This is a genomic window from Acinetobacter radioresistens DSM 6976 = NBRC 102413 = CIP 103788, from assembly GCF_006757745.1.
Lineage (GTDB): Bacteria > Pseudomonadota > Gammaproteobacteria > Pseudomonadales > Moraxellaceae > Acinetobacter > Acinetobacter radioresistens.
This window is the reverse complement of record NZ_AP019740.1, coordinates 1,523,420-1,546,547: the sequence shown is the minus strand read 5'-3', so window position 1 is coordinate 1,546,547 and position 23,128 is coordinate 1,523,420. Positions and strand designations below refer to the sequence as shown.

General features: G+C 40.8%; 21 protein-coding genes, 2 tRNA genes and 3 rRNA genes. 14 read left to right on the top strand and 12 right to left on the bottom strand.

Annotated elements, in window-relative coordinates; genetic code table 11:
- The first annotated feature begins 1 nt into the window (after position 1).
- Positions 2-1,207, top strand: coding sequence for a tryptophan synthase subunit beta (gene trpB, locus ACRAD_RS07230; RefSeq protein ID WP_005020146.1), 1,206 nt, complete (start codon positions 2-4; stop codon positions 1,205-1,207).
- 76 nt (positions 1,208-1,283) lie between these two features.
- Here trpB and ACRAD_RS07225 read toward each other — a convergent pair whose 3' ends face one another.
- From ACRAD_RS07225 to ACRAD_RS07215, 3 genes are all read right to left on the bottom strand, one after another.
- On the bottom strand, positions 1,284-1,715 hold the full coding sequence (locus ACRAD_RS07225; protein ID WP_005026075.1) for a CBS domain-containing protein: 432 nt from the start codon (positions 1,713-1,715) through the stop codon (positions 1,284-1,286).
- 152 nt (positions 1,716-1,867) lie between these two features.
- On the bottom strand, positions 1,868-2,242 hold the full coding sequence (locus tag ACRAD_RS07220; RefSeq protein ID WP_005020148.1) for a DUF2750 domain-containing protein: 375 nt from the start codon (positions 2,240-2,242) through the stop codon (positions 1,868-1,870).
- 139 nt (positions 2,243-2,381) lie between these two features.
- Positions 2,382-2,615, bottom strand: coding sequence for an SEL1-like repeat protein (locus ACRAD_RS07215; RefSeq protein WP_005020149.1), 234 nt, complete (start codon positions 2,613-2,615; stop codon positions 2,382-2,384).
- Positions 2,616-2,836: 221 nt separating this feature from the next.
- Here ACRAD_RS07215 and ACRAD_RS07210 point away from each other — a divergent pair, with 221 nt between their 5' ends.
- Both ACRAD_RS07210 and ACRAD_RS07205 read left to right on the top strand, forming a co-directional pair.
- Positions 2,837-3,241, top strand: a complete 405-nt coding sequence (locus tag ACRAD_RS07210; RefSeq protein WP_005020150.1) for a hypothetical protein — start codon at positions 2,837-2,839, stop codon at positions 3,239-3,241.
- Positions 3,242-3,359: 118 nt separating this feature from the next.
- On the top strand, positions 3,360-3,686 hold the full coding sequence (locus ACRAD_RS07205) for a hypothetical protein (protein WP_005026072.1): 327 nt from the start codon (positions 3,360-3,362) through the stop codon (positions 3,684-3,686).
- Here ACRAD_RS07205 and ACRAD_RS07200 read toward each other — a convergent pair.
- Together ACRAD_RS07200 and ACRAD_RS07195 are read right to left on the bottom strand one after the other, a co-directional pair.
- Positions 3,607-5,184, bottom strand: a complete 1,578-nt coding sequence (locus ACRAD_RS07200; RefSeq protein ID WP_005020152.1) for a M16 family metallopeptidase — start codon at positions 5,182-5,184, stop codon at positions 3,607-3,609. The genes ACRAD_RS07205 and ACRAD_RS07200 overlap by 80 nt on opposite strands.
- Positions 5,185-5,197: 13 nt before the next feature.
- Positions 5,198-6,526, bottom strand: coding sequence for a M16 family metallopeptidase (locus ACRAD_RS07195; protein WP_016801307.1), 1,329 nt, complete (start codon positions 6,524-6,526; stop codon positions 5,198-5,200).
- Between the two features lie 246 nt (positions 6,527-6,772).
- Between ACRAD_RS07195 and ftsY the strand changes: the two genes are divergently transcribed.
- The 3 genes from ftsY (at position 6,773) to ACRAD_RS07180 (ending at position 9,569) form a co-directional block, all read left to right on the top strand.
- A complete protein-coding gene (gene ftsY / locus ACRAD_RS07190) occupies positions 6,773-7,873 on the top strand; it encodes a signal recognition particle-docking protein FtsY (RefSeq protein WP_005026067.1) in 1,101 nt (366 codons plus the stop codon).
- 242 nt (positions 7,874-8,115) lie between these two features.
- Complete coding sequence (locus ACRAD_RS07185) at positions 8,116-8,709, top strand: nitroreductase family protein (RefSeq protein ID WP_005026066.1); 594 nt, start codon at positions 8,116-8,118, stop codon at positions 8,707-8,709.
- A gap of 203 nt (positions 8,710-8,912) precedes the next feature.
- Positions 8,913-9,569, top strand: coding sequence for a DUF2057 family protein (locus ACRAD_RS07180; RefSeq protein ID WP_005026064.1), 657 nt, complete (start codon positions 8,913-8,915; stop codon positions 9,567-9,569).
- Between the two features lie 40 nt (positions 9,570-9,609).
- Here the strand turns inward: ACRAD_RS07180 and ACRAD_RS07175 are convergent, their stop codons facing one another.
- From ACRAD_RS07175 to cydP, 5 genes are read right to left on the bottom strand one after another with little or no spacing between them, the layout of a single operon-like run.
- Positions 9,610-9,906, bottom strand: coding sequence for a cyd operon YbgE family protein (locus tag ACRAD_RS07175; protein ID WP_005020161.1), 297 nt, complete (start codon positions 9,904-9,906; stop codon positions 9,610-9,612).
- Between the two features lie 4 nt (positions 9,907-9,910).
- Positions 9,911-10,012 carry a cytochrome bd-I oxidase subunit CydX gene (gene cydX, locus ACRAD_RS07170; protein ID WP_000270276.1) on the bottom strand — a complete coding sequence of 34 codons (102 nt, stop codon included), beginning with the start codon at positions 10,010-10,012 and terminating at the stop codon, positions 9,911-9,913.
- A 20-nt stretch (positions 10,013-10,032) separates the two neighbouring features.
- Positions 10,033-11,178, bottom strand: coding sequence for a cytochrome d ubiquinol oxidase subunit II (gene cydB, locus ACRAD_RS07165; RefSeq protein WP_005026061.1), 1,146 nt, complete (start codon positions 11,176-11,178; stop codon positions 10,033-10,035).
- Positions 11,175-12,782: a cytochrome ubiquinol oxidase subunit I gene (locus ACRAD_RS07160; RefSeq protein ID WP_005026052.1), complete on the bottom strand. Its 1,608-nt coding sequence runs from the start codon at positions 12,780-12,782 to the stop codon at positions 11,175-11,177. Before ACRAD_RS07160 ends, cydB begins: the two co-directional genes overlap by 4 nt.
- Positions 12,782-12,973 (bottom strand): cytochrome oxidase putative small subunit CydP, encoded by a 192-nt coding sequence (gene cydP, locus ACRAD_RS07155; protein WP_005026050.1) that lies wholly within the window; start codon positions 12,971-12,973, stop codon positions 12,782-12,784. Before cydP ends, ACRAD_RS07160 begins: the two co-directional genes overlap by 1 nt.
- A 1,076-nt stretch (positions 12,974-14,049) precedes the next feature.
- Between cydP and ACRAD_RS07150 the strand changes: the two genes are divergently transcribed.
- From ACRAD_RS07150 to rrf, 5 genes are all read left to right on the top strand, one after another.
- Positions 14,050-15,586 (top strand): 16S ribosomal RNA (locus tag ACRAD_RS07150).
- Between the two features lie 61 nt (positions 15,587-15,647).
- A tRNA-Ile gene (locus tag ACRAD_RS07145) sits at positions 15,648-15,724 on the top strand.
- Between the two features lie 55 nt (positions 15,725-15,779).
- Positions 15,780-15,855 (top strand) — tRNA-Ala (locus tag ACRAD_RS07140).
- A gap of 363 nt (positions 15,856-16,218) precedes the next feature.
- Positions 16,219-19,108, top strand: a 23S ribosomal RNA gene (locus ACRAD_RS07135).
- 190 nt (positions 19,109-19,298) lie between these two features.
- A 5S ribosomal RNA gene (gene rrf / locus ACRAD_RS07130) occupies positions 19,299-19,413 on the top strand.
- Together the 16S, 23S and 5S rRNA genes with 2 tRNA genes alongside form the textbook arrangement of a ribosomal RNA operon.
- Positions 19,414-19,771: 358 nt before the next feature.
- Here the strand turns inward: rrf and ACRAD_RS07125 are convergent.
- On the bottom strand, positions 19,772-20,383 hold the full coding sequence (locus tag ACRAD_RS07125) for a lytic transglycosylase domain-containing protein (RefSeq protein ID WP_372410799.1): 612 nt from the start codon (positions 20,381-20,383) through the stop codon (positions 19,772-19,774).
- Between the two features lie 144 nt (positions 20,384-20,527).
- Here ACRAD_RS07125 and ybaK point away from each other — a divergent pair, with 144 nt between their 5' ends.
- Complete coding sequence (ybaK, locus tag ACRAD_RS07120) at positions 20,528-20,995, top strand: Cys-tRNA(Pro) deacylase (RefSeq protein WP_005026046.1); 468 nt, start codon at positions 20,528-20,530, stop codon at positions 20,993-20,995.
- Positions 20,996-21,091: 96 nt separating this feature from the next.
- On the opposite strand, the gene ACRAD_RS07115 is transcribed toward ybaK, so the two are convergent.
- Positions 21,092-21,361 (bottom strand): hypothetical protein, encoded by a 270-nt coding sequence (locus ACRAD_RS07115; RefSeq protein ID WP_005026044.1) that lies wholly within the window; start codon positions 21,359-21,361, stop codon positions 21,092-21,094.
- Positions 21,362-21,801: 440 nt separating this feature from the next.
- Between ACRAD_RS07115 and ACRAD_RS07110 the strand changes: the two genes are divergently transcribed.
- A complete protein-coding gene (locus tag ACRAD_RS07110; RefSeq protein WP_005026043.1) occupies positions 21,802-21,987 on the top strand; it encodes a hypothetical protein in 186 nt (61 codons plus the stop codon).
- 645 nt (positions 21,988-22,632) lie between these two features.
- On the top strand, positions 22,633-22,962 hold the full coding sequence (locus ACRAD_RS07105) for a DUF6988 family protein (RefSeq protein ID WP_010700398.1): 330 nt from the start codon (positions 22,633-22,635) through the stop codon (positions 22,960-22,962).
- The last annotated feature ends 166 nt before the right edge of the window (positions 22,963-23,128 follow it).

The window sequence follows — 23,128 nt, the reverse complement described above, 5'->3', positions numbered from 1 at the left end:
TATGAATCATCAAATCAATGGCGTAGCTTTACCGGATGAACAGGGGTTCTTTGGTGAATATGGGGGCCAGTTTATTCCACCACATTTAAAACAGGCTATGGATCAGATTAATCTGGCTTATGAAGAAATACGCCATACTCCAGAGTTTCAGCAAGAGCTGGCTGATCTTTTTGCACATTATGTTGGCCGTCCAAGTCCATTATTTCATGCGAAGCGACTGTCTGATCAATTAGGCGGGGCACAAATCTATCTGAAACGTGAAGATCTGAACCATACTGGTGCCCATAAAATTAATCATTGTCTGGGTGAGGCATTACTGGCCAAATATATGGGTAAAACCAAAGTTATTGCCGAGACTGGAGCCGGGCAACATGGCGTGGCCTTGGCAACTGCCTGTGCATTGGTGGGTATTCCTTGTGAAATTCACATGGGGCAGGTAGATATTGAAAAAGAACATCCAAATGTTGTAAAAATGAAAATTCTGGGAGCAAAACTGGTCTCAGTAACGCGTGGTACTGCTACTCTTAAAGATGCAGTGGATAGTGCTTTTGAAGAATATTTAAAAGACCCTGATCACTTTATTTATGCGATTGGTTCTGTTGTCGGTCCTCATCCATTTCCTAAAATGGTCCGTGATTTTCAGTCTGTTATTGGAAAGGAAATTAAAGAGCAAACCCATGAGCGTTTTGGAAGTAATCCAGATTATATTGTTGCCTGTGTAGGCGGCGGCTCTAATGCAATTGGTGCATTTAGTGCATTTTTAAATGACCGGGATGTTAAATTAGTCGGAGTTGAGCCGGCTGGTCATGGTTTAGATACTCCTATGCATTCAGCATCTCTAACACTTGGTAAACCAAGCAAACTACATGGTATGGCCTGTTATGTGCTGGAAGATGAGCATGGTGAGCCACTACCTGTTCACTCTATAGCCTCAGGGCTGGATTATCCTGGAGTAGGGCCACAGCATAGTTACCTCAAGGATATTGGTCGAGTAGAGTACGCTACCGCCAGTGATGAGGAGTGTCTGGCTGCCTTTATGACGTTATCGCGCGTGGAAGGGATTGTACCTGCACTTGAAAGCTCTCATGCAGTTGCATGGGCAATTCGTGAGGCACCTAAAATGCCTAAAGAGATTCGGATTATTGTAAACCTTTCTGGCCGGGGTGATAAAGATTCAGATTATGTGGCAGCAAAACTGGGTCTCTAATCTTTACATTTTAAGATAATTAAACAGGTATCTTTATGTATACCTGTTTAATTAAGGGTTGTTAAAAGTTCTAAATTTAACCTGAAATGTATTGCTGTAACTGATCAATCATCAGACGCTGGTCTTCCATTGCAGCTTTGACCAGATCACCGATTGAAATCAAACCTACCAGCCGCTCGTCTTCAAGCACGGGTAAATGTCGCAAATGGCGGTCAGTCATCAGTTGAAGACAATCTTCTACAGTATTATTAAGACCCACGGTTAAAACCTTATTGGTCATAATTTCACTCACTGTGGTGTTATAGGAAGAGCGTTCCATTAATGCAACTTTACGGGTGTAATCGCGCTCAGACAAAATTCCAACGACACGCTGTTCATCAGTTATGATTAATGCACCGATTCCCTTGTTGGCCATAAGTGAAATCGCTTCAAGTACAGTAGCTTCTGGTGAAATAGTAAAAATGGCTTTTTCTGTTTTATTGTGAAGAACCTGAGAGACAGTAGTCATATAATGATTCCTTGGTATTACTTATCGTTTTAATTTAACTTAGCCTGATTTTTAGAAAATGCAAAGAGTTTAAAATAATCTCGTTAAAAAATGCTGAAAATGTATATCGAGATATACAGGTTTCAGCAAGCTTATCTTATGAATTCACTTTTTTAAAGTGCATCACAGTTTAATTCACTAAAGAAAAAATGACACATCTGATTGGCAGAAAGTTTAAACTTACGGTTAGATGAGTTAAATAGTGCTGGTGTAACATTCAGACGAGTTAATGTCGGTAATAGTGATTTCTGAAAGTCTTTCGGAGTAATACGGCGTGGCGTATAGTTTGGCCAATGTACCTGAGCATAACGGTGTGCCTGCACACCATTAAGCCAGAAAGGAAAGACATAGTCTTCCTGGTCTGATTTGATTGCCCAGCCATCATTATAAAGGCCCCAGACCACACCACAATACATCATTGTTTTTAAAATAGAGAGTTTAATTATAAGTTCTTTAGAAGCAGGTTGAAGTTGGCTATAAGTATTCATGATCATTCATGGCTATAAGAATTTCGAAGTCAGGCCTATTGTAAGGTTTAATTATGAAAGTACAGTTTAAGCTTTAGGTATATTCGGTAAGAAATTATTATTTTAAGGTATTAAAAAACGCCACCTAGGTGACGTTTTGTTAAGCCTGCATCGTGGCCATCTTTTGCCAGTACTGAGCTTTTAAGGAATCCCGTTCTACACGGAAACCCTGGTAATAAAGCTCGGCAAGGAAAAGGGCCGCTTTACCATGACCTGCACGAGCAACTTCTTCTAGCTGCTGTACAGCCTCGCTAAAATTCATTTGAGACTGTATTGTATTTACAGCATTAGCGTACACATGTTCTAAGTCATGATGAGAGATATTTTGAATCATAGTAAACTCCTTATTGTAATTATGATTGCGAATATAAAAGACAAATTGTCTTAATATTAAAATAACAAATCTATGTGAAACTAATATTACATTAGTCTTAACTTGTCAATGTACATATTGGGTAAAGATTCTGTTTTTCAAGCTTACATGTTTAAACATTAAACAAAAAATGTTTTTATTAGAATGAAAAAGAAAATTAGATAAATAAGAGGACAATAATTATGGCTTCCACAATAATAGCGGATACTTCAACTGTCAGTAATGAAAGATATAATACCCTTGATGGTTTGCATTTTGACTATCCTCCAACTGAGCAGCAAATTGTCGCACTGGCACATGCTCATCGGCGTAATCTGGATGCGGCATCATTAGATCAGAACGTACATTTGGGGAATTTTTGTTTGAAACAGCGCAAGCATGTTTATGATTTTACTCGGCAGTATGAATATGATGACCGTGTACGCTTTTACTCAATTTATAATGGAGAACTTTTACGTATTGCAGATGAAGACGACCTGCATCCGGCAGATTCAGAACGTGGAGTCGGTATTTTTGCAATATTTGTAGTAATGGCGATTGTTGCTGCTGTGCTCTACTACACGGTAATCCGGGTAGTCTTTTACTGAGCATTGATATGCAAATAGTGAACCGGTCTAATAATATACAGCTTGCGCTATTATTAGACCACTTTACTTGTACTTTTACCTGCGAGCACTTTAAACTACCTGTTATTCGAGGTAGGTTATGCTCATATTCCCACATAGTTTCCAGAAAATTAAAGCAGTTCTAACACTAGATCGTATCTATGATATTTTTGTACTGCTTGTTATGGGCCTAATTTTTTTAATGGTTTGTATTGGTCTATCTCGACCTGTTGCCACCAACCAATATCAAAATATTTTAATACTTTCAAAACAGGCTGTTCATCCCAAAACTCAGAAAATGGCTCTTGAACTATTACAAACTAAAAAGATTCAGCGCATCTATTATCTTAAATTGATGCGGGCGTATCAGTTTGAACAGACACAGGTGAAGCATTATCCGGCACAGGCGGCAGAGGATTTGCGCTAGGTATAGGTTTAGAAGCCGCAGGCGATGTTATCTGTGAATTCAGGTTTTGCTCTAAAATGCTCTGTATAGCCTGTTTGTCCAAGGTTTCACTCACAATAACTAAAGTCAGATTTTCAGGATTTAAATGTAATTTTACGGCCTTTTCTACATCCTTGGTGGTCAGATTAGCCAGCTGTTTGGAATATTGAGTCAGATAATTGGCAGGTAGACCATAAAACCCGATAGCACCTAACTGTGCATTCATGCTGGCATTACTGCTGAAATTCATTGGAAATGCGCGTAATATGCCTGCTTTAGTTTCTTCTAGCTGTTTCTGGTCAAGTGGCTGTTGAACAAAATCAAGCAGCGTTTTGTGCGCAACCCGGATACTGTCTAGCAGCTGGTCTTGACGGGTGGAGTAGCTAATATTAAAGACACCACGGGCTTGAGTTGAGTTTATTGTGCTATAAGCGCCATAGGTATAACCACGTTTTACCCTTAACTCACGCATCAGTAGCGAGTTAAAGCCGCTTCCTCCCAGCATCTGGTTAGCAACTTCTAGGGCGAGTCTGTCTGGATCAAAACGGGTAATGCCCAGTTGGCCCATGCTGACATGAGCCTGTGATGAATTAAATGGAATATGTTGAATATTAAAACCGTTGTGCTCTTCCGGAACAGGAAGTGTTGGAGCTCTTTGACCTTGTGGTAAATTTCCTGCAATACGTTCAGAAAGTTTAAGCGCTTCCCGCTGATTGAGTTTACCCGTAATAGCAATATTCATATTCTGTGCTACTAAAAAAGTGTCTCTAAAAGCTCTCAGGTGTTTAGTGGTGATTTTACTAATACTACGCTGGGTACCTGGAGTGGGTTCTGCATAAGGATGAGTCCCATACAAACTCCGATAGAAACGTACATCCCGCATTCTGCCTGGATTCTCTTGAACCTGTTTCTGACCTGCCTGGGTATTGTTTAAAATCAGCTTAATGCCTGAATTATTAAAACTGGAGTGATTCAATAGATGAATCATCATTGCTAAAGCTGGTTCAAGCTTTTTTGGATCTGATAAAACCCGCAAGCGTACAATAAACATATCGCGATAGGCATTTATACTGAACTGCGCACCAAGACGCTCAAAAGTATTTGCAACCTCTTGCGCAGTATAAAACTCTGTGCCTTCATCTAGCAGATTAGCTGTCATATTTGCTAATCCGTATAATCCTTTTTCTATACTTTCATCTCTTGCCGAACCTGCATTAAAGGTGAGTTGTATATCTATGATAGGTAAATCTTGTGATTCGACGAACAGACTACGGACCTTATAGCGATTTGTCAGATCATGTACATAAGGTGCCTGATATTCCTGCTTCTTAGAAATGCTGCGTAAGCTTTGTAAGGTAGAAAGAGAATATAGTTTACTATTATCCTGCTCAAAGTCAGCTTCCTGTAAATTGACTTCAGCAATTGCCGACAAACTTAGAGAAAGGCTGGCCATTAATAAAGGCATACGTAGATGAATCATAGCAATCCTTTCTTTATTTTGAATCTTGAGGAAGCGGAGATAAATAAAGCGTACTCAGATTTTCACGGACAAAATAGGCATTTGCAACTCGCTGTATATCTTGTGGCGTCACTGTTTCATAGTGCTGTGGCAGTTTATCCAGTAAGCGATAACTTAAGCCATTAATCTCCAGATTCCCGATCATTTTAGCTTGCCCAGCGATATCATCTTGACTGTAAATTAAACTAGATACGAATTGTGTAATTACACGTTCCAGTTCATTGGAATTCACCGCCTCAGTTTTGAGCTGATCCAGTTCTTTCTGTATGGCTTCTTGTGCCTCTTGGAAACTGACTCCATCTGCAGGTAAGGCTGTAATATTAAAAAGAGTATCTCCGCGGTTATAAGGATCATAACTTGCACTGACAGCAGTCAGTATTTTTTTATCCCTTACCAGCCGGTTCTGTAAACGTGAAGAAATACTGCCATCAAGTAGGGACTGAATAATGGTAAGGGCATAGGCATCCTGAGGATTTTTGGCAGTTTTTAATGAACGGACATTCCAAGCCATATACAGGTTATTAATTTGGACCGGAAGAGAAAGCTCCATATGTCGATAACCTGGGCGGTCAAATTCGATGACATCATTACGTTCTGGTGTTTTACGTGCAGGAATTGACCCAAAATATTTTTCTACCTGCTTTAAAGTTGCTTCCACATTTACATCGCCCACTATAATTAAAATAGCATTGTTAGGGGTATACCAGTTGTGATACCAGTTCTTCAGGTCATTTAACTGAATATTCTGCAGATTTTTCATATAGCCAATTACGGGCTGGCGATAATGACTTGTAGGATAGGTAATCCATTTAAATCGTTCAAAAGCCAAAGTTCGTGGATTATCATCAGTACGTAACCGGCGCTCTTCCATGATGACTTTAATTTCTGGCTCAAAGTCTTCCTGTTTAAGCACCAGGTTAGTCATACGGTCAGCTTCAAGTTCCAGTGCGAGTGGTAAATAGCTTTTCGGATAAAGCTGATAATAGTTGGTATAATTGGTAAAGGTTGAGGCATTAACACTACCGCCATAAATGCGGCTTAAACGGGTAAACTCATTATGAGGTACTTTGGTTGTTCCCTTAAACATCATATGTTCTAAAGCATGTGATATACCTAGCAGATTACCAGACTCATCACTACTGCCGACCCCATACCAGATTTGGGTCATTACTACAGGTGAACGATGGTCCTCTCGAATAATAACTTTTAAACCGTTGCTTAATGAGGTTTCTACAGTTGTTCTGGAAAGTTCAGTCGTGGTTTGAGCCTGTAGGGTTGTAGATATCACCACTGTACCAGCCATAATGCTTAAAGATATAAAAAGAAAAGGAGAGATAGATTTAAGATGTTTTTTGAACTGTCGTGTAACTTGAGACACTATTATTTCCGGTCAAGTATGTATAATTTTGTTCTATTGTTCAAAAAACAGGGCTTTAACGCAAGCCATAGTTGTTGAGTTTTGGTTGAGACTTAGCCTAAGCATCATGCGCGGTCAGGAATCTATGCTAAACTCTTTCTTTTTTAACGCGATGCTTTTCAAGGAATCGGCATGCAACAGCAATCTAATGTGCAAAATAAATTCTTGATTGATTCTGATATCGGGGATGACGATGTCACTTTACCTAGCTTACCTGCTGTTGACGTTCCCATTATTGATACTCCAAAACAAGAACAACCTGTCACTGCCAGTATTCAGAGTGTAGAGGCAGATGAAGAGAAATCTAAAGGCAGTTTTTTTAGCCGGATGAAACAGGGGCTGACTAAAACCCGTAAGAACTTGGCAGATGGAATGGTCAATATCCTGATCGGGGGTAAGGAAATTGATGATGAGTTGCTTGAAGAGGTTGAAGAGCAATTACTGGTTGCCGATATTGGTGTAGAAGCAACCAAGACAATTATTAATAATTTGACTGAGCGGACTGCTCGGGGTGATTTGATTTACTCACATTCACTTTATAAAGCTTTACAAGAAGAACTGGTTGCCTTGCTTGCGCCGCGTGTTAAACCCTTACATATTGACCCGAATAAAAATCCTTATGTGATTTTAGTGGTAGGTGTAAATGGTGTAGGTAAAACCACCACGATTGGTAAGCTGGCTAAGCGCTTACAGGGAGAAGGCAAGAAAGTTATGCTGGCTGCGGGCGATACTTTCCGTGCGGCTGCAACTGAACAGTTGCAAATCTGGGGGGAGCGTAATGATGTTCAGGTGGTTGCGCAGGGACACGGTGCCGATAGTGCATCAGTTATTTTTGATGCTTTCGAAAGTGCTCGTGCTAAAGGAATTGATGTGCTAATCGCCGATACTGCAGGACGTTTGCACAATAAAAGTAATTTGATGGAAGAGCTTAAAAAAGTTAAGCGTGTTATGCAGAAAATTGATGCGACAGCTCCACATGAAATTATGCTGGTTGTTGATGCTGGTACAGGCCAGAATGCTATTAATCAGGTGCAAATGTTTGATGAAGCTGTTGGTTTAACCGGTTTAACTATTACCAAACTTGATGGTACTGCTAAAGGTGGTGTGCTGTTTAATATTGCAAGTCGTACTCATGTACCAATCCGATTTATCGGGGTAGGCGAAAAAATTGATGACTTGCGTCCATTCTCTGCCAAAGCTTTTGTTGCTGCTTTATTTGAAACTGATAAGTGATCTGGCTTATATCTTAAAGAACTCCGCTAAATGCGGAGTTCTTCATTTTTTAAAGTATAAAATAATAAATCTGCTTTATTTTAGAGTCAGAAATAAAGAAATTTAAGAAATTTTTAAAGTATTGTTCCAAAAATAAAACACTATGTTATTGATTTAAGGCTGACGTTATTCCCGGATTCTTATAAACTGATTTTAACAAACAACAGATTATCTGTCTTTAAAGTACAGAAAGGACTAAAATTATGTCATTTATGAATCACGTTAAAAATCGTCGTACAATTTATGCAATTGGTAATAATGTCAACGTAAACCAGGCAAAAATCGAAGAAACAATTCGTGAGGCAATCAAGCACAGTCCATCTTCATTCAACTCACAGTCTTCCCGTGCTGCGATTCTGTTTGGCGAATCTCATACCAAATTCTGGGAAATTGTACGCGAGACTTTACGTAAAATCGTACCGGCTGAAGCATTTGCAGCAACTGATGGGAAAATCAGCAGTTTTGCAGCAGGTTATGGCACAGTTTTATTTTATGAAGATCAGGATGTAGTTAAAGGCTTGCAGGAACAATTTGCCGCCTATGCAGATAATTTTCCAGTGTGGTCAGAACATTCTACTGCAATTGCGCAGTTTGCTGTCTGGACGGCTTTATCTGAACAGGGTATTGGAGCTTCACTACAGCATTATAATCCAATTGTAGATGAAGAAGTCGCCCAAACTTTTGGTATTCCGGCAAGCTGGAAATTACGCGCTCAACTGGTATTTGGTTCAATTGAGGCTCCGGCAGGTGAAAAAACTTTTATGGATGACGCAGCACGCTTTAAGACATTTAACTAAACTTTCTAAAATTGAAAAAGAGTACCTGTAGGTACTCTTTTTTTATTTTAAACATATAGATCATTCTTAATAAATTAAAAGAAAAACTTAGCATTTAATAATTTAATCAAAATTAAAATCTAAGGTTCAAGATGTCATAAAATAGTCATAAATGCATAGCATAGTGCAGCTAGAATTTAGATATAACATGTAGAGTACCTATTATGCTTTCAAGGTTGTTCATTGCAGCTTTAATATTTTCACTAGGAAATGTCGCATATGCTGCAGTAACTATTGCAGCGCCAGAAGTTATTGATGTATTGGCAGTAAATGATCAGGAAGTAAAAAATAACTTTCTACGTTCACAAGAAAGTACGTATGAAATTGATGCAGGCAAGGCAAGTTTAAGCATACGCTATAGGCAGTTCTTTCAACATTTAAATGGCGAACATGACATTCTGAAATCAGGTGTGGTAACCGTTCAGACACCAGATCTAAAAGATGGTGAAACTTATACTTTGGCATTGGTAAATCCACCCCAGTCTTTTGAAGCAGCAAAAATATATGCAGCTCAGCCAACAGTGGCTTTATATAACAGCAAAAATGAACTGGTCGTGCAACAGACCGGTGCAAATACTGAAGCTAAACCTTGGTTAGGTAGCGGTTTGCTAGGACGCAGTTTTGATTTGACCCAAAAGCAGATAAAGCCATCAGTTCATCAGCCTGAGCCTACTTATACTGCTTCAATTGTAGATACAGTAAAAACTGCTATGACCAGTAGAAACACTCAAACAGATCAGCAGTTAATTGAACTCTGGAAAAAAGCTTCTAAAGCAGAGCGGCAAAGTTTTATGAATTGGATAGCCGAACAGGCGCAATAAAAAAGACCTCAAGATGAGGCCTTTTTAAAATAAGAATTTACTACTGAAGCAGCCAGATATAATAGCCTAGTAGCATAAGGGGCCAAGCGATAACTGGGCTAAACAACCATTTCCATAACCAAAAACGGGGCACAAACCCTACGCCATAAATAAATCCCCCTGAAATTCCTAACATAATCAGCATGATCATACGATGGTTATACTGACCATGCTGATCCAGCATAAGTGCAGGATGGATCAGCATAATGGCTGCAAGTGGCAATGCCAACAGGAAAGAAACAGCCATAATCAAACGATGAACGGTAAGCCTCATTGATGTTGTCATTACTACAGCCATGCTATTACTCCTCATCCAGATTTTGATGATGTTCGATATAGAGCGCGCTGAGCACACCTGCAAAACAGGCCATCAAGATTCCTAAAATCCACGCGAAATACCACATAAGCATTCTCCTGATAAAACTTAGTACAAGCTGTGTGAATTGGCTTTGATGTGTTTGTTGGTAATCACGCCCCACATTTTGTAATAACACCAGGTGGTGTAACACAAAATAATTGGAACAAAAATACAGGCTGCAACAGTCATTACAGTGAGTGTATTTTTACTTGATACTGCATCCCACATGGTCAAGCTAGCGACAGGGTTGATGCTTGAAGGCATAAGGAATGGGAACAACGCAAAACCAGCTGTTAAAATGGCACCAATCACCATGAAGGATGTGCCCAGGAAGCTTAAACCAGCTTTGGCTTTCGCAGCAGCTACAATCACAATCAGGCTTCCCAAGATTGCCATGATCGGTGCCATCATGGTGATTGGATAAATTGAGTAGTTATTCATCCAGCCATGGTTGCCATTGGTAATCACTTCTTTGGCAAGAGGGTTTGCTACAGCGTTAGTGTCAAATGGTTGAGCTAAAGTATAGCCTTCAATATTACCGAAATATAACCATGCTCCAGCGCCCAAGAAGCAGACTAAGAATACTACGCCCATCAATTGAGTTGCTTTAGCAGAGCGTGCATGCAAGTCGCCATCAGTACGAAGCATTAACCAGGCACCGCCATGCGCACTTAGCATAGATAAGCTGACGATACCGCAAACTAGTGCAAATGGGTTAAGTAGGGCAAAGAAGCTACCAGTATAAGTTGAACGTACGGTTTCATCTAAAGTAAATGGTACGCCCAGGAACATATTACCGAAGGCAACACCGAAAACTAAAGCAGGAACTGCACCACCAACAGCTAGACCCCAGTCCCAAGAGTTACGCCATTTTTTATTCTCAAGTTTAGAGCGGTAGTCAAAACCAACAGGTCTTAAGAAAAGAGCGAACAGTACGAGTAATAATGCCCAGTACATGCCCGAGAAGGCTGTTGCATATACCATTGGCCATGCAGCAAAGAGTGCACCGCCAGCTGTAATGAACCAGACCTGATTGCCGTCCCAGTGAGGAGCAATGGTATTGATTGCTGCACGACGTTCTTCATCATTTTTACCTACAAATGGCATAATTGCCATGGAGCCCATATCAAAGCCATCGGTGAGCGCAAAGCCAATCAGCAGCACACCAACCAAAACCCACCAGATTATTTTGAGGAGTTCGTATTCAATCATGATTGGGCCTCTCCAGATACGTGTTGTGGAAGAACAATATCATCTTGCTCGGCATTTGATTTTTCAAAATGGTATTTGCCAGTATGTAAAGAACTTGGGCCTAAGCGAGCAAATTTAATCATCAAGTACATTTCGATAATTAAAAGTACGGTATAGAATGCTGCAAGTGCCAGGATTGAACCCCAAATGTCTCCAGTGCTTAAGCTTGAAGCAGAGAGGTGTGTAGGTAGAACTTCACCAATTGTCCACGGTTGGCGGCCACCTTCAGCCACATACCAGCCAGTTTGTGTAGCAATCCAAGGCAGTGGCAGGCCGTAAAGAGCAAATTTAAGCAACCAAGGTTTGTTTTCTGCATTGCGTTTAGCCACTGCATAAGTTGCAAGAATAAATAGAAGTAGCATGAGGAAACCTGATGCAACCATGGCACGGAACGAGAAGAACAGGGCAGTAACGTTGGGAATTGTATCCTTGGTTGCTGCTTTGATGTGCTCTTCAGAAGCATCTACAATATTGGGTGAATATTTTTTCAGAAGCAGTCCGTAACCCAAGTCTTTCTGGTTTTCTGTAAATGAAGCCATGAGTTCTGGAGAACGGTCACCTGCACGAAGTTTTTCAAGTTCAGCATATGCAGTCATACCATTACGGATACGAAGCTCATGTTGAACCATGAGATCCTTCAGACCTGTTACTTCTTTATCAAGAGAACGTGTTGCAATAATACCCATCACATATGGAATTTTGATGGCATAGTCAGTACGCTCTTCTTCCTGATTTGGAATACCAAATAGTGTAAATGGAGCAGGTGCCGGATGAGTTTCCCATTCTGCTTCAATTGCAGCTAATTTGGTTTTTTGTACATCGCCAAGTTCATAACCTGACTCATCGCCAAGCAGAATCACTGAAAGTGTAGAGGCTAGACCAAAGATTGCAGCAATGGCGAAAGAGCGCCGTGCAAAAGGCAGATCACGTTTTTTGAGCAAGTAGTAGCTTGAGATGGCTAAAACGAAAACCGCACCAGTCACATAACCTGACGATACGGTATGAACAAACTTAACCTGGGCTACAGGGTTGAAAATTAGTGCGCCGAAATCAACCAGCTCCATACGCATGGTTTCAAAGTTGAACGCTGCGCCTACCGGGTTCTGCATCCAGCCATTGGCGACTAAAATCCAAAGTGCCGACATGTTGGAACCGAGCGCCACCAGCCAGGTCACGCTCAAATGCTGAACTTTGGAAAGTCGGTCCCAGCCGAAGAAAAACAGACCGATAAACGTCGATTCAAGGAAAAATGCCATCAGACCTTCAATAGCAAGTGGCGCACCAAAAATATCACCGACATAATGTGAATAGTACGCCCAGTTTGTACCAAACTGGAACTCCATGGTTAAGCCTGTCGTTACACCTAAGGCAAAGTTAATACCAAAAAGTTTTCCCCAGAATTTGGTCATATCCTTATAAATTTCTTTGCCAGAAATCACATAGGTGGTTTCCATAATGGCAAGAATAAAAGCTAAACCAAGAGTAAGAGGTACAAATATAAAGTGATACAACGCGGTCATGGCAAACTGAAACCGCGAGAGATCGACCACGCTTTCTGAAATCATCAACGTGTCTCCTTAAATTGAGAGGGAGTACCGGCAATATGCTCGGCAACTTGAGTGTCAAAGTTCTTGGGAATTGTTGGAGAATCGAACCAGATATTCTTAATAGTAATTAAAATTACAATCTTGATTATTAAAATAAGTGTAATTTCTCTAACTATACGCTGGTTAAAATTTTTGGGAGTTAAGCTCATGGAAATAAGCCTATTTAAATACCTGTCTATATTATTAACCAAATAAAAACAAAAAATAAATACTTAAAACAGTTAAAATAAAAATATATTATTAAATAATTATAAATCAATAATTTGAAAATAAAAAAATAATTTTTTATTTAATAAAAATAAAGTTTACTAAAATGGTTAGATTAAGAATTTTATAATTCCGACTAATTTAGTTTAATTAATAATTAAATCAGATTAAAACAGTTGTATTTATAAATTAAAGTAGATTAAAAAACTTGGGATTAAAAATAAAATTTATTAATTATTTAGTTTGGATTAACAGTATCCTGTAAGTAAGGAAGTCAAAACTAATAAATAACCAATATACTAGATATGTGTAAGTCAACACTTATACAAAAGCTACTGGTATATCCATAGAATAAAACTCAGGCGATAAAGGAGATAAAAAATTAAATACTCATAACAATTAAAAGGTCCTATATAAAAGCATAAGGCGGCTACATACTTTCATGTATATTGGCGAGAGAGAAATGTAAAACTATGACAAAAATCAGCTGTAAAAAGCTATTTCCTAATGACTATTAGCTATAATTAAGTAAGAAATTAAGAAAATAGTTTTTTAATAATAAGGAAATGGTCACTACTCACTAAATTGATTGCTACTTTATTTTGAGTTGAAAGAAATCTGGTTAAGAGCTATTTAAGGTGAGTTAGATTTAAAAGTTTAAAATTACTTTTTAGTTTAAAAAATAGACACTCGTTAAGAGGGTGATGAAATAGGGGTTGCAAGGTTTTAAAAACTGTATAGAATACGCTGCATCCCGACGCGATTAAGACAAAGATCTTCACTAAAGGGTGAAGGTAGTGGTTCTTATTTGCGTTAATTCTGTCTCTGACGAAGAGCAGAAAGATCATTAAGAGAGTATGAAGAACAACTTGTGTGGATTTTTACTGGTTGATCGATCGAAATAATTTTCATTGATTGAATGGTAGAAATTTCTCGAAGTTTATTTGAGTAAATTTTTAGTCAGAAGATTAATGAGCCAGAATTGGTACCTTGTCTATAAATAAGGTACAAATGATTTTAACTGAAGAGTTTGATCATGGCTCAGATTGAACGCTGGCGGCAGGCTTAACACATGCAAGTCGAGCGGATGAAGGTAGCTTGCTACTGGATTCAGCGGCGGACGGGTGAGTAATGCTTAGGAATCTGCCTATTAGTGGGGGACAACGTTCCGAAAGGAGCGCTAATACCGCATACGTCCTACGGGAGAAAGCAGGGGACCTTTGGGCCTTGCGCTAATAGATGAGCCTAAGTCGGATTAGCTAGTTGGTAGGGTAAAGGCCTACCAAGGCGACGATCTGTAGCGGGTCTGAGAGGATGATCCGCCACACTGGGACTGAGACACGGCCCAGACTCCTACGGGAGGCAGCAGTGGGGAATATTGGACAATGGGGGGAACCCTGATCCAGCCATGCCGCGTGTGTGAAGAAGGCCTTTTGGTTGTAAAGCACTTTAAGCGAGGAGGAGGCTACCTAGATTAATACTTTAGGATAGTGGACGTTACTCGCAGAATAAGCACCGGCTAACTCTGTGCCAGCAGCCGCGGTAATACAGAGGGTGCGAGCGTTAATCGGATTTACTGGGCGTAAAGCGTGCGTAGGCGGCCAATTAAGTCAAATGTGAAATCCCCGAGCTTAACTTGGGAATTGCATTCGATACTGGTTGGCTAGAGTATGGGAGAGGATGGTAGAATTCCAGGTGTAGCGGTGAAATGCGTAGAGATCTGGAGGAATACCGATGGCGAAGGCAGCCATCTGGCCTAATACTGACGCTGAGGTACGAAAGCATGGGGAGCAAACAGGATTAGATACCCTGGTAGTCCATGCCGTAAACGATGTCTACTAGCCGTTGGGGCCCTTGAGGCTTTAGTGGCGCAGCTAACGCGATAAGTAGACCGCCTGGGGAGTACGGTCGCAAGACTAAAACTCAAATGAATTGACGGGGGCCCGCACAAGCGGTGGAGCATGTGGTTTAATTCGATGCAACGCGAAGAACCTTACCTGGCCTTGACATACAGAGAACTTTCCAGAGATGGATTGGTGCCTTCGGGAACTCTGATACAGGTGCTGCATGGCTGTCGTCAGCTCGTGTCGTGAGATGTTGGGTTAAGTCCCGCAACGAGCGCAACCCTTTTCCTTATTTGCCAGCACTTCGGGTGGGAACTTTAAGGATACTGCCAGTGACAAACTGGAGGAAGGCGGGGACGACGTCAAGTCATCATGGCCCTTACGGCCAGGGCTACACACGTGCTACAATGGTCGGTACAAAGGGTTGCTACACAGCGATGTGATGCTAATCTCAAAAAGCCGATCGTAGTCCGGATTGGAGTCTGCAACTCGACTCCATGAAGTCGGAATCGCTAGTAATCGCGGATCAGAATGCCGCGGTGAATACGTTCCCGGGCCTTGTACACACCGCCCGTCACACCATGGGAGTTTGTTGCACCAGAAGTAGGTAGTCTAACCGCAAGGAGGACGCTTACCACGGTGTGGCCGATGACTGGGGTGAAGTCGTAACAAGGTAGCCGTAGGGGAACCTGCGGCTGGATCACCTCCTTAACGAAAGATTGACGATTGGTAAGAATCCACAACAAGTTGTTCTTCATGACGATGTATCTGAGGGTCTGTAGCTCAGTTGGTTAGAGCACACGCTTGATAAGCGTGGGGTCACAAGTTCAAGTCTTGTCAGACCCACCACTACTGACGAAAGCAGTAATGCAGAAAAACAGATATGTTGACTTATTGATAAGCTGGGGACTTAGCTTAGTTGGTAGAGCGCCTGCTTTGCACGCAGGAGGTCAGGAGTTCGACTCTCCTAGTCTCCACCACGAATCAAACATGATTTGATTCGAAGCTAGAGATTACAGAATTTAGTAAATGGAAGGTTCAAGAATCCTGGTTTATTAACTTCTGTGATTTATCACAGTTGACTGCAATCCGACGAGGATGCAGTGAATCATTAACAGATTGGCAAATTTGAGTCTGAAATAAATTGTTCAACTCATTCAATAGACGTTACAGGGCAACCTGTTGACTAACGTAGATTGAACTGAGAACTAGCAAATTAACTGAATCAAGCGTTTTGGTATATGAATTTAGATTGAAGCTGTACAGTGCTTAAATGCACAGTGCTCTAAACTGTAATGTTGAAGTTGCTCCTTGTAGGTAACGTCGACTGTTTGGGGTTGTATAGTCAAGTAATTAAGTGCATGTGGTGGATGCCTTGGCAGTCAGAGGCGATGAAAGACGTGATAGCCTGCGAAAAGCTTCGGGGAGGCGGCAAATATCCTGTGATCCGGAGATGTCTGAATGGGGAAACCCACTTACCATAAGGTAGGTATTGCATGATGAATACATAGTCATGCAAGGCGAACGAGGGGAAGTGAAACATCTCAGTACCCTCAGGAAAAGAAATCAATTGAGATTCCCTCAGTAGCGGCGAGCGAACGGGGATCAGCCCATTAAGTTATGTGTGTTTTAGCGGAATGCTCTGGGAAGTGCAACCGTAGAGGGTGATAGTCCCGTACACGAAAGGGCACACATAATGATGACGAGTAGGGCGAGGCACGTGAAACCTTGTCTGAATATGGGGGGACCATCCTCCAAGGCTAAATACTCCTGACTGACCGATAGTGAACCAGTACCGTGAGGGAAAGGCGAAAAGAACCCCTGTGAGGGGAGTGAAATAGATCCTGAAACCGCATGCATACAAGCAGTGGGAGCACCTTCGTGGTGTGACTGCGTACCTTTTGTATAATGGGTCAGCGACTTATATTCAGTGGCGAGGTTAACCGAATAGGGGAGCCGTAGAGAAATCGAGTCTTAATAGGGCGTCTAGTCGCTGGGTATAGACCCGAAACCGGGTGATCTATCCATGAGCAGGTTGAAGGTTGGGTAACACTAACTGGAGGACCGAACCCACCGTCGTTGAAAAGCCGGGGGATGACTTGTGGATAGGGGTGAAAGGCTAATCAAACTCGGTGATAGCTGGTTCTCCCCGAAAGCTATTTAGGTAGCGCCTCGGACGAATACCATTGGGGGTAGAGCACTGTTTCGGCTAGGGGGTCATCCCGACTTACCAAACCGATGCAAACTCCGAATACCAATGAGTACTATCCGGGAGACAGACTGCGGGTGCTAACGTCCGTAGTCAAGAGGAAAACAATCCAGACCGCCAGCTAAGGCCCCAAAATCATAGTTAAGTGGGAAACGATGTGGGAAGGCATAGACAGCTAGGAGGTTGGCTTAGAAGCAGCCACCCTTTAAAGAAAGCGTAATAGCTCACTAGTCGAGTCGGCCTGCGCGGAAGATGTAACGGGGCTAAAACTATGTGCCGAAGCTGCGGATGCACATTTATGTGCGTGGTAGGGGAGCGTTCTGTAAGCCGATGAAGGTGGATTGAGAAGTCTGCTGGAGGTATCAGAAGTGCGAATGCTGACGTGAGTAACGACAAAACGGGTGAAAAACCCGTTCGCCGAAAGACCAAGGGTTCCAGTCCAACGTTAATCGGGGCTGGGTGAGTCGACCCCTAAGGCGAGGCCGAAAGGCGTAGTCGATGGGAAATTGGTTAATATTCCAATACTTCTGTGTAATGCGATGAGAGGACGGAGAAGGTTAGGTCAGCCTGGCGTTGGTTGTCCAGGTGGAAGACAGTAGGCATGCATCTTAGGCAAATCCGGGGTGCTCTATGCTGAGAGTCGATAGCAAGCCAGTTTACTGGCGAAGTGGCCGATACCATACTTCCAAGAAAAGTCTCTAAGCTTCAGTTACACAGGAATCGTACCCGAAACCGACACAGGTGGTCAGGTCGAGTAGACCAAGGCGCTTGAGAGAACTCTGCTGAAGGAACTAGGCAAAATGGTACCGTAACTTCGGGAGAAGGTACGCTGCTGATGGTGATAGGACTTGCTCCTTGAGCTGTCGGCAGCCGCAGAAACCAGGCCGCTGCAACTGTTTATTAAAAACATAGCACTCTGCAAACACGAAAGTGGACGTATAGGGTGTGATGCCTGCCCGGTGCTGGAAGGTTAATTGATGGGGTTAGCGTAAGCGAAGCTCTTGATCGAAGCCCCAGTAAACGGCGGCCGTAACTATAACGGTCCTAAGGTAGCGAAATTCCTTGTCGGGTAAGTTCCGACCTGCACGAATGGCATAATGATGGCGGCGCTGTCTCCAGCAGAGGCTCAGTGAAATCGAAATCGCTGTGAAGATGCAGTGTACCCGCGGCTAGACGGAAAGACCCCGTGAACCTTTACTGCAGCTTGACACTGAACTTTGACCTTACTTGTGTAGGATAGGTGGGAGGCTTTGAAGTAGGGACGCCAGTTCCTATGGAGCCATCCTTGAAATACCACCCTGGTAATGTTGAGGTTCTAACTCTGACCCATAATCTGGGTCGAGGACCGTGTCTGGTGGGTAGTTTGACTGGGGCGGTCTCCTCCTAAAGAGTAACGGAGGAGTACGAAGGTGCGCTCAGCGTGGTCGGAAATCACGCGTAGAGTATAAAGGCAAAAGCGCGCTTAACTGCGAGACCCACAAGTCGAGCAGGTACGAAAGTAGGTCTTAGTGATCCGGTGGTTCTGTATGGAAGGGCCATCGCTCAACGGATAAAAGGTACTCTGGGGATAACAGGCTGATACCGCCCAAGAGTTCATATCGACGGCGGTGTTTGGCACCTCGATGTCGGCTCATCTCATCCTGGGGCTGAAGCAGGTCCCAAGGGTATGGCTGTTCGCCATTTAAAGAGGTACGCGAGCTGGGTTTAGAACGTCGTGAGACAGTTCGGTCCCTATCTACCGTGGGCGCTGGAAATTTGAGAGGATCTGCTCCTAGTACGAGAGGACCAGAGTGGACGAACCTCTGGTGTACCGGTTGTGACGCCAGTCGCATCGCCGGGTAGCTATGTTCGGAAGGGATAACCGCTGAAAGCATCTAAGCGGGAAGCCTACCTCAAGATAAGATTTCCCCGTGACTTTATGTCACCTAAAGAGCCGTTCAAGACCAGGACGTTGATAGGTTGGATGTGGAAGCATAGTGATATGTGAAGCTGACCAATACTAATTGCTCGTGAGGCTTGACTATACAACACCCAAACAGTTGTATACAAAGCATCAATCGATTCATAAATATGCAATATCCCTTGATTCAGCCTAATGCTGGAACATACAATTCAGACCCGGATCTGCCCGCTGTTAATAACTCATTTGGACTAAAGTACGGCATATACTGCACCGCAGTTAAATCAGACCCGAACAAGTCCATCAACAGTTGTGCTGGCGACCATAGCAAGAGTGAACCACCTGATCCCTTCCCGAACTCAGAAGTGAAACCTCTTAGCGCTGATGGTAGTGTGGGGTTACCCATGTGAGAGTAAGTCATCGCCAGCTCATTATTCCAAAAAGCCCCCTCACATGAGGGGGCTTTTTTTATGCTTTGATTCTGGAATAGAGGGGAAGTTAGCCATCGCGATGCTGCTAGATGTTGATTTGTATATATGATGAAATGCAAGAGCCTTAATAAGGCTTAAAAAGAATTTAAATTTTTGTATTATCGAAGTTGATATTTTTTCTATAGATAAGCAATAACACGATTATTCAGAATAACATAATTTATATAAATAAGAGTATGCAGCTAATATTCGCTTTATCAATTTTCTTAATCCCCTAAAAAGCATCTATACTTTTCAAATATATAATTATTATCAAAACTGTTTAAGTGATTACTTAAATATAGATTAAGCTTCTCTTATAAAGCCTGCTTCAGATTTTTCTGATGTTGCTTTACTTGTTTCGCATACTTTTTTCCTTGACGGCGCATTTTCCAACTGGAGTTATAACCTGTTGGGCCTACGTTATAATAAGCAAGTGCCTTTTTCCAGCTTCCCGCTGCCTGATTGTAGTTTGCTAGAACATAGCTACCGCAATTGATATTATTATATTCTTCAAAAAGATCACCAGGGCAACTTTGTTGCCAGTATCTTGGAATAACCTGTGTCAAACCAATTGCACCAGCTGGTGAGATTGTATAATTACGATAGCTTGACTCTTGACGGATCATAGCTGCTAAAAGTAAAGGATCGATTGCATACTTATCTGCACTTTCTACAATAATAGGCGATAACCGATTGGCTGTTTCAGCTTCAACCGTATAAGCTTTTTGTATGCCCATAGCTAACTTGGCTGAACGTTTAGCAACTGAGCCTCCTCCCAAGGAGGAACAGCCACTAATAATTACAATGCTCGTAATTATAATTAAGTTTTTTATAAGAAATTTTTTTTTATTAAAAGATTGTGCATTTGAAGAATTGATCAAAATCAAAATGTATAACCGACTATAGAAAAACTTATAGAAAAACATATTAAGATGCAGTATAAGGGCAGTCAAGCACCCTATACTTTTTACTACATTTTTCATATATTATTAGATATTAAAAATAGCCTAAGCTAATCTGGATTTTTAAATATAAAAATATAAAATATACTGATTTAAAGGTAATAAAAAATGACGCCTGCATGTAGACTATTAAAAGTAAATAAAATTGATTTTAGTATTCATGAATATGAGCATGATCCTCATACTAAAAATTTTGGATTAGAAGCAGCACAAAAACTGGGCTTGAAAGTTAAAGAAGTATTTAAAACATTATTAGTCACCGATGATAAAAATTATTATGTCGCAGTTTTACCAGTAGCCCATCAATTAAGCTTAAAGAAAATAGCTACAGTAGTAGGAGCTAAAAAACTACATATGGCAGACCCTAAAGATGCCGAACGCCTAACTGGTTATTTAGTAGGTGGGATTAGTCCCGTTGGTCAGAAAAAAAGATTAAAAACAGTTATCTCTATTAGTGCTACAGAACTTGAATGTATGTATGTAAGTGGTGGGAAAAGAGGGCTGGATATAGGGATTAAACCTAATGACCTAGCGCAGGTTTTGGGTGCTAAATTTGCTGATATTATTGATGAATAATCACTTTATTTCAGCTTATTAATTTGAAGATATATTGAAGTCTAACTCACATTGTTACTCACTTATGCAGATCATATAAAAAAGATAAAAGCCGCATTAAGCGACTTTATGATTTGATTCTACATCAAGAATCACAAACTGAACATAAGAGTAGAACCAGAACCTTTTCCTTCCATCTTTATAAGGTTTTTTATATCTTCTTGCTCTAATTCGTGTATTTAGTATTTCGGACCCTAGATTTAATAATTTGGAGAACTCTGCACGACCAATACGTCTTTCACTTTGATGCTTGATTTCTTTTTTAAATTCTTGCATCTCATTAAAGATGGCTTGAAGCCAACTATTTTTAGATTCAGTTCGCATCATGAGGCCTCCTTTATTTTAGACTTGATTTCTCCATATGGTCTCCTTAAATTTTGTATTAGTCAGCAATGCTTCAATTTCAAACAGACCCACATTGGTAAAGATGTGATCCATCTTGCAGCCAAAGACAGCCAGGGGGCGGAGTTGATATTAGTTCAATCCCCTTGCTATCCTCAAATAGCTGCTTACGTGCTGCATCATCCTGATTTTTAAGATACATACGTTTATATGAGCAATCAGTTCATTTTTGGCCATAACAGCTTCTTTGGCCTCCAGACCAGCCGCAGCTTCTACTTCTATAAGTCCGATAAGCTTTTTAGGGCTATAAGGGACAGTCGCTTTACATATCGGATAGACTTATTGGTCTATTCCATTTGTAGGGTTTTTGATGTAAATATGCTACTTCAAATTTGCAGAAAGCAAATTTTCTCCTGGTGAAGCAAATGAAAGAAAAATTAGGCGTAGTTATTTTTTATGCACTGTGCATTTTTGGAATTATCCTTGAATTGGTGGGGTTATTGAATATTGATGTAATGTTTCTAATTGTTGGGGCTGCATTTTTCATTAGTGCATTATTAATAAAATCTGAGTTCAAGCTATATGTCACTTTCTGGAAAAAAGTTGAATAGCGCTATTTAAGTTGGTAAGAATCAAAATCCGCATTGACTAAAGTTAGTGCGGTTTTTTTATAAAATGTGAGAGTGCTTAGTACTTTTTGAATCAATGGGAGTGTAATACCTTAAAAAGAAAATCAGTCGAACGTGTACTAATTGCGAAAAGTATAATTAGAAAAAGATATGCACAGTACTCAACAATTCCATTGGTTGGATTATTGAGGCAATAACGATAAATAATATATGCAATAATTATAAAAATAATTGAAATTAAACTAGGCATTTTAAACTCTATTTTTTAGAAAATATAACACGGCCTGTAATTGTAAGAATAGCTAAAAGCCTCCTTTAGGGGGGGGAAATGAGTAAATATAGTGCACTGATAATTTTTTTCTGCTATATCATTATTATTACTAATCTTTAAAAAACTATCTATTGATAAATGAAATCTGAAGAACTTTTTGAACTTCTCTAGAAATGATCGCTGAGCTGCAACATGAAATTATAAAAAGCGATGTATTGAATTGTGGGCCGCGCTTAGAACTTGTTGAGCAGTGTATTTATATCTCTTTCGAGCATGGAGTCGGTGTGAATCGCCTTTTGTCGATGGGGTAGCCTATCTAGGCGAGGGCGCTTTTAAGGGCGCAGTATGAAGCGGTAGTGAGAGCTTATTGGTTATTATTTATTGCATCTAATTATCAGATTAGTAATTTTAAAAAGTATCATCTTAAGCAGCTTAACTCTTTTGTTCATACAGGAAAACAATCCTTTACCCGGGATATAATGGGCTTTAAAGGTGAAATATTATTAACGCTAATGAGGCAGTCGAATAATCTGATTACTATTGCTGCACAAATAATGTTAAAACATAGAGTACCGGATAAGCAAAAAGTTATTCATTACCTTATTGAAAAATATAGGCAGTGTTTTTATCTGGACGCTGATGTGGATCCAGCAGTAAGAGTGCGAGTTGAAAAATATTTCGAGTGATTGGTTTTTTAACGAAGGACTACTATAAGGCGGCTTCTTTAATAAATAAAATATTAAAAAATCTAACAAGTTAACTTGCATATCTTAAAGCACGATAAATAATTGTGAGTATAGTTGCGATCAGAATATATAAAATATAGTGACCAATACCATCGGAAGGATGGTT